The 12,736-nt window shown below is 77.6% G+C and carries 12 protein-coding genes; 5 read left to right on the top strand and 7 right to left on the bottom strand.

Annotation, left to right across the window (positions count from 1 at the left end):
* Positions 1 to 4 precede the first annotated feature (4 nt).
* Complete coding sequence (locus tag OKX07_RS12430; RefSeq protein WP_265628376.1) at positions 5 to 1,321, top strand: DUF58 domain-containing protein; 1,317 nt, start codon at positions 5 to 7, stop codon at positions 1,319 to 1,321.
* A gap of 152 nt (positions 1,322 to 1,473) precedes the next feature.
* Entirely contained in the window at positions 1,474 to 2,637 is a 1,164-nt protein-coding gene (locus tag OKX07_RS12435) for a winged helix DNA-binding domain-containing protein (RefSeq protein WP_265628377.1), read from the top strand.
* A 19-nt stretch (positions 2,638 to 2,656) separates the two neighbouring features.
* Here the strand turns inward: OKX07_RS12435 and OKX07_RS12440 are convergent, their stop codons facing one another.
* A complete protein-coding gene (locus OKX07_RS12440) occupies positions 2,657 to 3,646 on the bottom strand; it encodes a stage II sporulation protein M (protein WP_265628378.1) in 990 nt (329 codons plus the stop codon).
* A gap of 76 nt (positions 3,647 to 3,722) precedes the next feature.
* Between OKX07_RS12440 and OKX07_RS12445 the strand changes: the two genes are divergently transcribed.
* On the top strand, positions 3,723 to 4,571 hold the full coding sequence (locus OKX07_RS12445) for an RDD family protein (RefSeq protein WP_265628379.1): 849 nt from the start codon (positions 3,723 to 3,725) through the stop codon (positions 4,569 to 4,571).
* 26 nt (positions 4,572 to 4,597) lie between these two features.
* Here the strand turns inward: OKX07_RS12445 and OKX07_RS12450 are convergent, their stop codons facing one another.
* From OKX07_RS12450 to OKX07_RS12460, 3 genes are all read right to left on the bottom strand, one after another.
* A complete protein-coding gene (locus OKX07_RS12450; RefSeq protein ID WP_265628380.1) occupies positions 4,598 to 4,807 on the bottom strand; it encodes a Trm112 family protein in 210 nt (69 codons plus the stop codon).
* 74 nt (positions 4,808 to 4,881) lie between these two features.
* Complete coding sequence (locus tag OKX07_RS12455) at positions 4,882 to 5,136, bottom strand: hypothetical protein (RefSeq protein WP_265628381.1); 255 nt, start codon at positions 5,134 to 5,136, stop codon at positions 4,882 to 4,884.
* Positions 5,133 to 5,522, bottom strand: a complete 390-nt coding sequence (locus OKX07_RS12460; RefSeq protein WP_265628382.1) for a DUF3499 domain-containing protein — start codon at positions 5,520 to 5,522, stop codon at positions 5,133 to 5,135. The genes OKX07_RS12455 and OKX07_RS12460 overlap by 4 nt, the downstream gene beginning before the upstream one ends.
* Positions 5,523 to 5,612: 90 nt before the next feature.
* Here OKX07_RS12460 and OKX07_RS12465 point away from each other — a divergent pair, with 90 nt between their 5' ends.
* Together OKX07_RS12465 and OKX07_RS12470 are read left to right on the top strand one after the other, a co-directional pair.
* Positions 5,613 to 6,134, top strand: a complete 522-nt coding sequence (locus tag OKX07_RS12465) for a metallopeptidase family protein (protein ID WP_416220783.1) — start codon at positions 5,613 to 5,615, stop codon at positions 6,132 to 6,134.
* A 25-nt stretch (positions 6,135 to 6,159) separates the two neighbouring features.
* Entirely contained in the window at positions 6,160 to 7,068 is a 909-nt protein-coding gene (locus tag OKX07_RS12470) for a glycosyltransferase family 2 protein (RefSeq protein ID WP_265628383.1), read from the top strand.
* A 28-nt stretch (positions 7,069 to 7,096) separates the two neighbouring features.
* On the opposite strand, the gene OKX07_RS12475 is transcribed toward OKX07_RS12470, so the two are convergent.
* The 3 genes from OKX07_RS12475 to OKX07_RS12485 all read right to left on the bottom strand — a co-directional run bounded on the left by OKX07_RS12475 (position 7,097) and on the right by OKX07_RS12485 (position 12,672).
* Positions 7,097 to 8,674, bottom strand: coding sequence for a DUF5719 family protein (locus tag OKX07_RS12475; RefSeq protein WP_265628384.1), 1,578 nt, complete (start codon positions 8,672 to 8,674; stop codon positions 7,097 to 7,099).
* Positions 8,671 to 12,258 carry a glycosyltransferase gene (locus OKX07_RS12480; protein WP_265628385.1) on the bottom strand — a complete coding sequence of 1,196 codons (3,588 nt, stop codon included), beginning with the start codon at positions 12,256 to 12,258 and terminating at the stop codon, positions 8,671 to 8,673. Before OKX07_RS12480 ends, OKX07_RS12475 begins: the two co-directional genes overlap by 4 nt.
* Positions 12,259 to 12,342: 84 nt before the next feature.
* A complete protein-coding gene (locus OKX07_RS12485; RefSeq protein WP_322746780.1) occupies positions 12,343 to 12,672 on the bottom strand; it encodes a WhiB family transcriptional regulator in 330 nt (109 codons plus the stop codon).
* Positions 12,673 to 12,736: the final 64 nt, after the last annotated feature.

The following is a 12,736-nucleotide window of genomic DNA, read 5'->3' on the forward strand; positions in this document are numbered from 1 at the left end:
GCCCGTGGCGCTGACGTCGCGCGCGGTGCTGGTCGCGCTGGCCGGGCTGGTCCCGGTGGCGCTGCTGCCCGCCCCCCTGACGGTGCTCGTGTGGGCGCTGGTGGTCGTCGTGCTGTGCGCGGTCGACGTCGCGCTCGCCGCGTCGCCGCGCGAGCTGGCGGTGTCCCGCCGGCTGCCGGCGTCCGTGCGGCTGAGCGGCACCGCCGACGCGGTCCTCACACTGCGCAACGTCGGACGACGGACCGCGCGTGCGCTCGTGCGCGACGCCTGGCCGCCGTCGACGCTGCCCGGCGGGGACTCCCCCACCGGTGCCCGCACGCCGCGGCACCGCGTCGACGTGCCGCCCGGGGAGCAGCGGCGGGTGACCACCACCCTCGTGCCGACGCGCCGCGGCGACGCCGTCGCCGACCGGGTCACCGTCCGCACCCTCGGGCCCCTGGGCGTCGCGGGGCGGCAGGCGTCCCTCGACGTGCCCGGGCGGCTGCGCGTGCTGCCCGAGTTCGCGTCCCGGCGGCACCTGCCCTCGCGGCTCGCGCGGCTGCGGGAGCTCGACGGGCGCGCCGCGGTCCAGGTGCGCGGCGGCGGCACCGAGTTCGACTCGCTGCGCGAGTACGTCGACGGCGACGACGTGCGGTCGATCGACTGGCGCGCGACGGCCCGCCGGCGCGAGGTCGTCGTGCGGACCTGGCGGCCCGAGCGGGACCGGCACGTGCTGCTCGTCCTCGACACCTCGCGCACCAGCGCGGCCCGGGTGCTCGACGGCACACGTCTCGAGGCGTCGGTCGAGGCGGCCCTGCTCCTGGGTGTGCTCGCGGCACACGCCGGTGACCGCGTCGAGCTGCTCGCCTACGACCGCCGGGTCCGCGCCCGCGCGGCCGACAGCCACTCGGCGCGCGTGCTGCCTGCCCTGGCCGACGCGCTCGCGGGCGTCCAGCCGGCGCTCGTCGAGACCGACTGGCCGGGGCTCGTCGGGCAGGTGCGCTCCCGGCTGAGCCGCCGTGCGCTGGTCGTGCTGCTGACGTCCCTGGACCCCGCGTCCGTCGAGCAGGGGCTGCTCGACGTCGTCGGCCGCCTCACCCAGCGCCATCAGGTGGTCCTCGCGTCGGTCGCGGACCCCGAGCTCGAGCAGCTCCGCACGACGCGGCGCACGATCGAGGAGGTCTTCGACGCCGCGGCGGCGGAACGCACGTCCCTCGAGCGCGCCGCGGTCGGGGTGCGGCTGCGTCAGCGCGGCGTCGAGGTGGTCGAGGCCGCGCCCGACGACCTCGCACCGCGCCTGGCGGACACCTACCTCGCCCTGAAGGCGGCGGGCCGCCTGTAGCCGCCGTCCGGCCTCACGAGACCGAGAGAACCGGGACCTCAAGACCCGGAAAGCTCGGTCTGGCGAGACCGAGGGGGCCGGGACTCGAGGGGCCGGATCTCTCGGTCTCGCGGCGCGGGGGCTGTGTCGGCGGTCGCCGTTAGATTCGAGGCGTGCTCGACGACCGCGGCCTGAACCGCGCACTGCTGGCGCGGCAGCACCTGCTCGCCCGCACCACGGGCACCGTCCCCGCGATCGTGGAGCACCTCGTGGGGATGCAGGCGCAGAACCCGTGGTCGCCGTTCCTGGGCCTGTGGAGCCGCGTCGAGGGCTTCGCGACGCGCGACCTGGACGCCGCCCTGCTGGACCGCAGCGTGCTGCGGATCGCGGTGATGCGCTCGACCGTGCACCTGGTCACCGCGGGCGACGCGCCGGTGCTCGCCGCGCTGGCACGGTCCGTCATGGCGCGTGAGCTGCGCGCGAACGCCCGCCGCAGGGCGGCGCTGGAGGTCGTCGACCTCGACCGCCTCGTCGAGGACGCGGGCGCGTACCTGCGGGCCGCACCGCGGCTCACCACGGACCTCGGCGCGCACCTCGCACGGACGTGGCCCGCGGCGCACCCGCAGGACCTCTCGGCGTTCGCCCGCGCCCTGCTCCCGCTGGTGCAGGTGACGCCGCGCGGGCTGTGGCAGCACCCGTCCGCCACGACGTGGACGACCCTGGACGCGTGGGTCCCGGACGCCGCGGCGTCCGTCCCCGCGGACGCGGACGTGCGCACGCGTGCGCTCGAGGCGGTGGTGCTGCGCTACCTGGCGGCGTTCGGGCCCGCGAGCGTCGCCGACGTGCAGACGTGGTCCGGCCTGACGGGCCTGCGCGACGTCGTCACCGGGCTGCGCGACCGGCTCGTGGCCGTCGCGGCCACGCCGACCGGGCCGGGCGGACGCGTGCGCGAGCTGCTCGACCTGCCCGACGCACCCCGCCCCGACCCGGACGTGCCGGCACCCGTGCGGCTCCTGCCCGACTACGACAACCTGTGGCTCGCGCACGCGCAGCGCACCCGCGTGATCGACGACGCCCACCGACGACGGCTGCAGACGCCCAACGGGCGGCTGCCCTGCGCGGTGCTCGTCGACGGGCGCGTGCGCGCGACGTGGGCAGTCGAGCGCGAGCGCACCGGGTCGGGACGCGGGGAGCGTCGGACGTCGGCGACCCTCACCGTGACGCCGCTCGAACCGCTGTCGCGGGCCGAGCAGCGCGCCGTGCTCGCCGAGGCGGAACGCTGCGTGCGGTTCGTCGCCGACGACGCCGACGCCCACGCCGTGCGGTACGCCGGGTGACGGGCGGCGCGGGACCGGGTCAGCCTGCCGTCGCGACCGAGTAGCCCGCGCGGTCGGCGTCGAGGTCGCCGGTGTGCCCCGCCCCGACCGCGCGCCGGCCGAGCACCAGCACGTACGCCCAGAACGCGGTCAGCACGACGACGCCCACCGCGACCTTGACGGGCCACGGCAGCGCGGACCCGGTGACGAAGCCCTCGACCAGACCCGACACGGCCAGCACGCCGACCAGGCCGATCGCGACCGTGAACAGGGCGCGCCCCTCCTGCGCGAGCGCCCTCCCCCGGGTGCGCGGGCCCGGGTCGACCCACGTCCAGAACAGCCGCAGCCCGGCGGCGCCGGCGACGAAGATCGCGGTCAGCTCCAGGAGCCCGTGCGGTGCGATGAGCTGCAGGAACACGTCGAGGCGCCCGTGCGCGGCCATGAGCCCGCCGGCCGCGCCGACGTTCACCGCGTTGGTCGCCAGCATGTACGCCGGCAGGAAGCCCGTGATCCCGGTGCCGATGCACACCGCGGCGATGAAGGCGTTGTTCGTCCAGACCATCGCGGCGAAGCCCACGCCCGGCGTGTAGTACTCCTCGAAGGCGGTGTCGACGTACTCCTGCTGCTCGCTCGGCGTCCCCATCAGCGCGAGCGCGTCGGGCGAGGTCGCCACCAGCACGCCGGTGGCGACCGCGACGGCCAGGAACGCGGCGGTGACGGCGACGGTCCACCACCGGATGCGGTAGAGCGCCGCGGGCAGCCGCAGGACGACGAACGAGGTGACGTCGGACAGCGACGGTGCGTGCGTGCCGGCGAGCCGGGAGCGCGCGCGCACCAGCACCTGCGACAGGCGCGTCACCGTCTCGGGGTCGGGGGCGGCGGAGCGCACCGCCGACAGGTCGGTCGCGGTCGCCTGGTACAGCGCCACGAGCTCGTCGGCCTCGGCACCGGTCAGTCCGCGCCGCCGTGCGAGCTCGTCGAGGCGCTGCCAGGTCGGCGTGCGCGCGCGGGTGTAGGCGTCGAGGTCCACGACCCCAGCCTGCCACCCGCCGGCCGTGGTGGTGCGCGCCGCACCCACCGTCGGTGCCGGCGGATAGTCTGCGCGGGTGACCGCCACGACGCCGCACCCGGCTCAGCTGCAGGACGGCGTCGTCATCGGCGAGGGCGTCCTGCTCGAGACCCGACCGGCGTCGGTCGCGTCGCGGCTCCTCGGCGCGATCGTCGACCTGCTCGCGCTCTTCGTCCTCGCGGTCGTCACCGCTCTCGTGCTGGGCGGCCTGGACGTGACGGTCGACGCGTACGCGGGGCGGATCCTGCTGATCGTGCTGATCGTGACCGTGACGGTCGTGCTGCCGACCACGGTCGAGACCCTGAGCCGTGGCCGCTCGCTCGGCAAGCTCGTCGCAGGGGTGCGGATCGTGCGTGACGACGGCGGCCCGATCACGTTCCGCCAGGCGTTCGTGCGCGCCCTGGTGGGCTTCGGTGAGCTGTGGCTCACCCTGGGCTCGGTCGCCGTGATCTGCTCGATCGCCCACCCGCGCGGCAAGCGCGTCGGCGACATCCTGGCGGGGACCTACGGCTCACGGGTGCGGTCCGCGGCGCCCGTGCGGACGGCCGCCGTCATGCCGCCGCACCTGGCCGGCTGGGCGACGCACGCCGACGTCGCGCGCCTTCCCGACGGGCTCGCGCTCGCGGTCCGTCAGTTCCTCGGCCGTGCCGCCCTGCTGCACCCGGGCTCACGCGCCGAGCTCGCGCAGCGGCTGGCCGCGGACCTGCGCCCGTTCGTGAGCCCGCAGCCGCCGCCCGGTACCCACCCCGAGGCGTTCCTGTCCGCGGTGCTCGCCGAGCGCGGACGCCGCGAGACCCTCGTCGAGCTCGAGCGTGTCCGTCGCGAGCAGGCGGAGGCCGTGCTGCTGCGACGGCTGCCGCACGGGGTTCCCGACCCCGACGCCTGAGCCGACCGCCGCGGCGCCCCCGCACCTCAGGAGGCCGGGCGCGCCTCGTCGACGAGCAGCACGGGGATGCCGTCGACCACGGGATAGGCCAGGGGCCGCTCGGGGTCCGTCGACACGAGGACCGGCGAGCCGTCGGCTGCGACACCGTCGACGAGCGCGGCGCCCGTCACGGGGCAGCGCAGGAGCGCACGCGCCCACGGCTCGAGGTCGGTCGCGGGGCGGTCGGTCGCCGTCATGGCTGCTCCTGGGTCGGGGGACGTCGTCACGTTCGGTATGGAGCGCGGTGCGCCGGTGGGCAGGGCGCCGGGGGTCAGGCGCGCGGCGTGCCGTCGGGGCCGTACGCCGTGCCGTCACCGTGGATGACGAACCACGCCGTGGCCTCGCAGTCCGGGCAGGAGGCGAACACCGCGGGGCGGCCGTCGGGCAGCGCCAGCCGCACGCGCGTCAGGTCGGTGCTGCCGCACACGTAGCACGCGGGTGCGGTGTCGGTGTCGTCCACGACCGGCCGGGTGATCGAGCCGAGCGGCTCGTCCGCGGGCGGCCGACGGTCGCGCGGGGCGCTCACGGCTGCTCGCCCGGGGTCGCACCGGGCACGACGCGGAGGTGTCCCCGTCGGCGCGCGGTGTCGGGCAGCGGCGGCGGTGCCGTGGCGAGCGCGGGCGCGGGCTCAGGGGTGCGACGTCGCCCGGCCTCGCGGACCGCGTCGGCGAGCGCCACCAGGTCGTCGTGGCTCGGTGCGACGGACTGCAGGTCGGGCAGCAGCCGGACGACCTCCCAGCCGCGCGGGGCCGTGAGCCGGTCCGCGTGCTCGACGCACAGGTCGTACGAGTGGGGCTCGGCCAGCTGCGCGAGCGGCCCCAGCACGGCGGTCGAGTCGGCGTAGACGTAGGTGAGCGTCGCGACCGCGGCGTGCGGGCACGCCGTGCGCGAGCACTGCCGGACGGATCTCACGTGCAGACGGTACCCCTCACGACCCCCGGACGGTCACGCGTGCGGGCCGCGTGTCGGGTGGGCGGCGCGCGGCGTGGCTACAGTGACGGCGTGAGCCCGCTCGGCCCGTCCCGCCCCCCCGCACCCGGTGACGGCGCGCGGCTGCCCGCGCTGCGCCGTCGGGCGGCAGGCGTCGCCACCCCGTCGACACCGCCCGCCCCCGTGCGTCGGCGCGACCGCCGCGGCCGCGGGCCGCGCGGGCCCGTCCTGCCGATGAGCACCCCCGCCTACCGCACGCGCGCCGAGCGGTTCGACGACCTGGTCCTGGACGCCGTGGAGGACCTCGAGCGGCGTTGGGCGCGCCAGCTGGACGGCGCGGAGTTCGCGGTGGAGGACGTGCCGCCGTCCAACCCGGCGCCCTGGGAGCACGGCGGCGTCCCACTGGGCCGGTACTTCCCGGCGGACTCCGGTCTGCCGCACCGTGTGGTGGTGTACCGCCGACCCGTCGAGGCACGCGCGTCCGACGCCGCGGACCTGGCGGACCTGGTGCGCGACGTCGTCGTGGAACAGGTCGCCCACCTGCTCGGCCGCAGCCCGGACGAGGTCGACCCGGGCTATGACGACGGGCACTGACCTCCGCCGACTAGGGTGACGCACGATGACCACGCCCCCGTCCCCCGAGCCCGCCGACACGCGGTCGCGCGTGCAGGATCCGTCCGCCCCCGCCGTCCGGGTCGTCTGCGTCGTCTACCACCCCGGTGACGAGCTGGCCCGCTTCGCCGCGACCCTCGCGCTCGCGTCGCGGCGCCCCGTCGAGCTCGTCGTCGTGGACAACGGGACCGACCACGCGGTCGCGGCGTCGGTCGTCGAGGACGTCGGCGGCCGGCTGATCGTGCCTGGTGCGAACCTCGGCTACGGCGCGGCCGCGAACCGCGGGGCTGCGGGTGCGCTGACGCCGTGGCTGGTCGTCGCCAACTCCGACGTCGAGTGGACGCCGGGGTCGCTGGACCGGCTCGTCGCGGCCGGGGAGGAGCAGCCGAGCGCCGGGTCGCTCGGCCCGATGCTGCTCAACACCGACGGCACCGTGTACCCGTCCGCCCGCGCGCTCCCCTCGTTGCGTCAGGGTGCGGGGCACGCGGTGTTCGCACGCGTCTGGCCCCGCAACCCCTGGACCCGCTCGTACCACGCGCGACAGGAGTCGGTGGGCGGCTACCTGCGGGACGCGGGCTGGCTCTCCGGCGCGTGCTTGCTGCTGCGACGTACCGCGTTCGAGCAGGTCGGAGGGTTCGACGAGTCGTACTTCATGTTCTTCGAGGACGTCGACCTCGGGGAACGCCTCGGGCGGGCCGGCTGGGAGAACCTCTACGTGCCCGACGTGCGCGTCACGCACGTCGGCGGCACCTCGTGGCGCGAACGGCCCGTGCCGATGATCCGTGCGCACCACGCCAGCGCCCGGCAGTACCTCGAGCGCCGCTACTCCCGCTGGTACCACGCCCCGGTGCGGATCGCCCTGCGCGCCGGCCTCGGGGCGCGCGAGCGCCTGCAGCTGCGCAGCGCGGCCCGCTGAGCGCCCGCTGAGCGCTCGCTGAGCCGGGTCAGCCCCGCGCCGGCCGTGCGTCCTCGCGCACCACGACCGCCGTCACCTCACCCACGGCCGGCACCGGGTCGAGCACGGCGACGAGCCGGCCGTCCGGCTGCACGACCGTGAGCACGACGGCCCACGCCAGCCCCGCGCCGCCCGTCGGCTCGAGCTCCAGCCCTGCCGCGTCCGTCGCGAGGTCGGCCACGTCCCACCCGCCCGTGGTGCCCGCGTCGACGCTCACGTCGTGCTCGGACAGCACCTGTCCGTCCCGGCCCAGCACGCGCAGCACGGCGGTCGCCTCGCCCCGCTCGACGTCGTCCTCGCCGACCGCGCCGACGACGACGCGTCCCCGCACGCCGCGGGGCAGCGCGACCGCGCCGTGCGTGCCGAGCGCGGTGGCCGGCGACCAGGCGCGCTCGATGCGCGGCACGTCGTCGAGCTCCCCCGGGTCGCCCGTCCGCGACGTGCTGGCCGCCGCCACGACGGGCACGTCGGCGTCGACGACCACCGTGTAGGAGTCCGACGGCAGGCCGCCGAGCGGCACGTCCGTGACCTCGCCGGGCGCCAGCGGCACCTCGTCCGCGCCCGGCAGGTCGACGGGTCCGTCGGGGCCCAGCAGCGTCACGGTCGCGGTCGTGCCCGTGTCGCCGGGCGCCAGCAGACGCAGCACGGGCGCGGCGGCCGCCCCGATCTCGGTCGTCGGCGTGGAGACGCCCGTCACCACCTGCCGCCGCGCGGGTGCCGCACCCGGGACGACGAGGTCGGTGCCTGCCGGCGTGAAGCCGCGCACCGCGGTGTCCTGCACGTGCGCCGAGACGAGCCCGCCCGTCGAGGTGACGTGCAGCACCAGCGCGGCCTGCTCGGCGGCCGCTCCGCCGAGGTCCACGGTCTTCGTCGCACCCGGCGCGACGACGTGCTGCGTCGTCGTCGGCTCGACGGGACCGTTGGGTCCGAAGATCTCGAGGTCGACCTGCGCGGCGGTCAGGCCCGGGTTCGTGAGCACGAGCGTGGCCGTCGACCCGACGGACGTGGCACCGCCGACGAGCCAGTCGTCGCTCGAGGGCGCGCGGCACGAGGCGGCGGACAGGCCGCGCGCGTCGCCGTCGGTGACGAGGGACGTGCCGGTGGCCGCGACGAGAGGCGCGACGTCCTGCGGCTGGGCACGCACGACGAGCGGGCCGTCGACGCCGTCCTGGTGCACGGTGCCGCCGCCCGCTGCGAGGTCGTCCACCGCAGCGGTCCCGCCGAGCGGGAGCACGGCGAGCGCGCCGGCGCCGGGTCCCGCGATCGTCAGCGCGTCGACCGCGACCTCGGGTGCCACCGGCGCCGGGTCGAAGGCCGCGTCGCCGCGCTCGGCGCGCTGCGGCAGCAGGACGGGTCCCGGGCACTGCAGGGTCACGGGCGTCGGCGCGACCTCGACCTCGTCGGCGGCGGCGGGCCCCGTGCCCGCGGCACCGAGCTGGGCGGCGCCGGCGAGCGCACCGCCCGCGAGCGCGATCACGAGCAGGCCGGACGCCGCCCGCAGGGCAGGCCGCGCCCATCGCCCGCGCGAGGGGCGGCGGGTCTCGCGCCGCGTTGCACCGGCGGTCATGTCCGCACCCCGCGTCGACGTCGCAGCGGGAGCGCCAGGAGGACCGTGACCAGCGTCGTCAGCCCGAGCGCGGCGAGCCAGGGGGTCCGCAGGGGTGCGACGTACCGCACCTCGAGCGTGCCACCGTCGGCGCCGAGCGCGAACGCCTGGCGCCACCCGGCGTCGGCACGCTCGAGCGGCCGGCCGTCGAGCCAGGCGTGCCAGCCGGCGTCGGACCTCTCGGCGAGCACGAGCACGCGCCTGCCCTCCCCCGCGGGCACGACCGTGCCCACGGTGCGGTGGTCGGCCGCGACGGCCACGGCCGCCGCACCCGGGTCGGCCGCCGCACCCGGGTCGGCGGCCGCGCCGTCGACGAGGCGCGCCCACGACGTCACCGCCTCGCCCTGTGTCGCCCGCACGCGCCACAGCGTGCCGGCCCCGTCGTGGGTCACCCGCTCGAGGCCTGCCGTCGCGTCGAGCACGCCGACGAGCCGGGAGCGCGCCGTCCGGGTCGCGGGCGCGTCGTCGGCGACCGCGGGGACGAGGACGTCGCCGACGCCGAGCGCGGCCACGTCGGGCGCCACGTCGCCGGCCGCACCGCGCACGAGGCGTGCGGCGAGCGCGCCGACCTCGGCGGCGGCGGCATCGGCACCCGGCACGGTCGGCGCGTCGAGCGGGCCGGTGACACCGCGCAGCACCACCGCAGCGGCGTGGTCGACGTGCTGGTCGCCGTCGGCGCGCAGCAGGGAGAAGTCGGCGGAGCCGTCAGCGCGCACGCTCAGCGCGAGCACACGCGACGCCGCGTCGGACTGCCCGCCCTGTTGGCCGACCACGGGGACGACGGGCACGGACGACGCGCGCAGGTCGACGGCGTCACCCGTCCGCGCCGACCACGCCCAGCCGACGCCGGCGCCCGCGACGGCGACGACGGCGATCGCCGTCCCGAGCGCCACGACGGGCTGCCGCCACCCGAAGGCGCGCTGCGCCAGGCGGACCGTCAGTCGGTCCCCGCCGAGCACGGCGGCGCCGAGCAGCCCGAGGGTGGTGAGCGAGACCGTCACCCCCGTCCAGGCGGGGCCGATGCCGTCCGGGGTCACTGCCGTGGGCAGCACGGCCACGGCAGCACCGGCGGCGATGCCGACGGCCGCGACCGTCCAGCACACCCGGACCCCGCGGGCGACGGCGGGGCCCCGCAGCAGCGCGAGCGCAGCGAGGACCACCAGCACGGTCCCCGTCGCGTACGGCCAGGCGGCGGCGACCACACCGGGCAGCACGTCCGGGACGAGCGAGACCGGGTCGGACGGGACGCCGAGGACGCGCGCGAGGGCCGGAGCCGGTGCCGCGGCGGCCGCCGGGCCGGTGTCGGCGAGCAGCATCCGGACGCCGGCGGCACCGCGGCCGCCCGCCTCGACGAGGAAGGGTGCGAGGAGCACGAGGGTCGGGACCAGCACGCCGAGCACCCGCACGCGTCCCCGGGGGGCGACGGCGGCGACGACACCGAGCAGGACCATCGCCGGCAGGAGCAGGACGGGTGCCGCCGCCACGGCGACCGCGAGCGCGAGCGCGGCGCCGGCGGCCGCGGCCACGGAGCCGCTCGGGTCGGGGGCTCCGACCAGCACGGACGGGTCGGGCAGCGCGTCGGTCCCCGTCGCCGCCGGCTCCGGCGTCACGGGCACCGCACCGGAGACCGGTGCGCGGGGTGTGGGGACGAGGGCGACGCCGCGCACCGGGGTGACGACCTCGGCCTCGGGGCCGACGTGCGACGCCGCGGCGTCGGCGCGTGCCTCCGCGGCGGCGTCGGCGTCCGGCTCGTCGTCGTCGTCCCGTCGTGCGGTGGCCACGGCCGACAGCACCTGGTCGACGCGCTGGACGCCCAGCCCGCGCGCCAGGCCCAGGGCGACCCACGGCAGCGCGGCGTGCGCGACGACGGCACCGACGCGCCCGTCGCCGACGGCCAGCAGCAGCGCCGGTGCACAGGCCCAGACCAGCGCGGCCCAGGCGCGGACGCCGACCGACCGCGTCGCGGCGCCCGCCGCGCACCACGCACCGACCCCCGCCAGCAGCACGCCGCCGAGGACCAGCAGCCCGAGCGCGGCCGCGAGCTCGCCCCCCAGCGGCACCGCGAGCGCCACGAGGACGACGAGCAGCGGGTCGGCCGGGCCGGCCGCGCCGAGACCACCGGTGACCCAGCCGGACGTCGCCGCGGCCCAGACGTCGCTCAGGTCGGTCGTCGCGCGCGCGAGGGCGTCCCCCACGAGCGGTGCACCGGCCGCGACGGGGCCGATCAGGCGCCCCACCGCCGCGACGGTGAGCAGCGCGAGCACGAGCACGACCAGCCCGGCCGTCACCCGGCGTCGCGTCGCGAGGGCCGCGAGCTCGCTCAGCTCGAGCTCGCTCGGGGCGCGGACGACGCGACGCGCCTCCAGGCGCGCGAGGCGCCGGTCGCGGGCCTGCTGCCACACGTCGCGCCACGTCGCCTGCAACGGGCGCAGGGTCCGGCGCGGCAGCACGCGGGTGGTGCGGCCGGCGGCGCGCGCCCGGCGCACCGGCCCGGGACGCAGCAGCACCAGCAGCGCGACCCGCAGCTCGGTGACGGCCAGCTGTGGGTGCTTCGCCGCGATCTGGCCGAGGCTGCGCAGCACGGCGACGCCGAGCGTCAGCAGGACGACGACGGGGACCAGCGGCAGCGGTGCGGTCGAGAGCCGCTGGTGCAGCAGCGAGAGGCGGCGGGCCGCGAAGGAGCGGGTCGGGTCCGCGCTGTCGGGCTCGCCGTCACCGTCGAGGTCGACCTCGCGCTCGGCGGGGTCCTCGCCGCGGACCACGCCGCCGCGGGCGGGCCGCAGCCCGTGGTAGGCGGCCTGCGCGTGCCGGACGACGGCCGTGGGGACGACCACGACCCGGTGCCCGGCGAGCCGCGCCCGCCGTGAGAGGTCCAGCCCGTCGCCGAACGGGCCGAGGGCGGGGTCGGTGCCGCCGAGGGCGTCCCACACGTCGCGACGCACGAGCGAGCCGGCGAGCCCCACGCCCAGCACGTCGGTGCGCCCGTCGTGCTGGCCCTGGTCGAGCTCGCCCGGCTCGACGTCCGTGACGCGCCGGCCCGAGCGCGTCGTGCGCACGCCGACCTCGAGCAGGCGCTCGGGGTCGGTCCAGGTGCGCTGCTTGCAGCCGGCCACGACGACCGACGGCGCGTTGGAGACCGTCCGGACGAGCCGCGCGAGCGCCTCCGGGGCGGGGGCGCTGTCGTCGTGCAGCAGCCACAGCCACGTCGTGGGGCGCTCGTCGAGGACGCCGTCGAGCGTCTCCAGCCCGACGCGCACCGCCTCGCCGAACGTCCGGGCCTGCGGGGCGCGCACGACGGACAGCCGCGGGACGGGCGCGGCGGCGTCGGCGAACGCTGCGTCGACGACCGGCCCGACCGGGACGTCGTCCGGGGCGACGTCGACGACGAGCACGCGCAACGGCCGGCGGGTCTGCGCGGCGAGCGCCGCGAGCGTGACGGGCAGGTAGCCGGTGCGTCCGCGGGTCACGACGACCGCGGTCACCGGCGTCGTCACCGGTACCGCGGCGGTCGTGATGGGGTCCACGGGGGACAGCGTGTCAGTCATGCTCGCGCCATCATGCCGTCGCGGCGGCACGACCGGGGTCAGGCCGGCCGGGCGTGGCGCACCCTGCCGGCACCGACCGCACGGTCAGACCACGCGTCGCTTCAGCTTGCGCCGCTCGCGCTCGGACAGGCCGCCCCAGATGCCGAAGCGCTCGTCGTTCTCGAGCGCGTACTCGAGGCACTCGGCGCGCACGTCGCACTGCGTGCACACCTTCTTGGCCTCGCGGGTCGAGCCGCCCTTCTCGGGGAAGAACGCCTCGGGGTCGGTCTGCGCGCACAGCGCGCGCTCCTGCCACCCCATCGGTCCGTCGTCCTCGGGCGCGCCGAAGATCGGCAGCACGTTCGAGGGCATGAGGTCGGGTGCGGGGGTGGCGACGTCGTTCGGGAAGCTCTCGTCGTCGAGCAGGTGCCACATACGTGCCTCCGCAAAAAGTCGTGCTCGGTGGTGCTGGAGCTGGCTGCGTGCTGCCAGGTGGGCG

The sequence above is a fragment of the Cellulomonas sp. S1-8 genome (assembly GCF_026184235.1).
Lineage (GTDB): Bacteria > Actinomycetota > Actinomycetes > Actinomycetales > Cellulomonadaceae > Cellulomonas.

Coding starts and splice junctions, on each gene's coding strand:
- OKX07_RS12450 (WP_265628380.1), bottom strand. CDS start 4,807: ATGACGGCGACCGACCGCCCCGCGACCGACCTCGAGCCGTGGGCGCGT.
- OKX07_RS12470 (WP_265628383.1), top strand. CDS start 6,160: ATGACCACGCCCCCGTCCCCCGAGCCCGCCGACACGCGGTCGCGCGTG.
- OKX07_RS12475 (WP_265628384.1), bottom strand. CDS start 8,674: ATGACCGCCGGTGCAACGCGGCGCGAGACCCGCCGCCCCTCGCGCGGG.
- OKX07_RS12480 (WP_265628385.1), bottom strand. CDS start 12,258: ATGACTGACACGCTGTCCCCCGTGGACCCCATCACGACCGCCGCGGTA.
- OKX07_RS12485 (WP_322746780.1), bottom strand. CDS start 12,672: ATGTGGCACCTGCTCGACGACGAGAGCTTCCCGAACGACGTCGCCACC.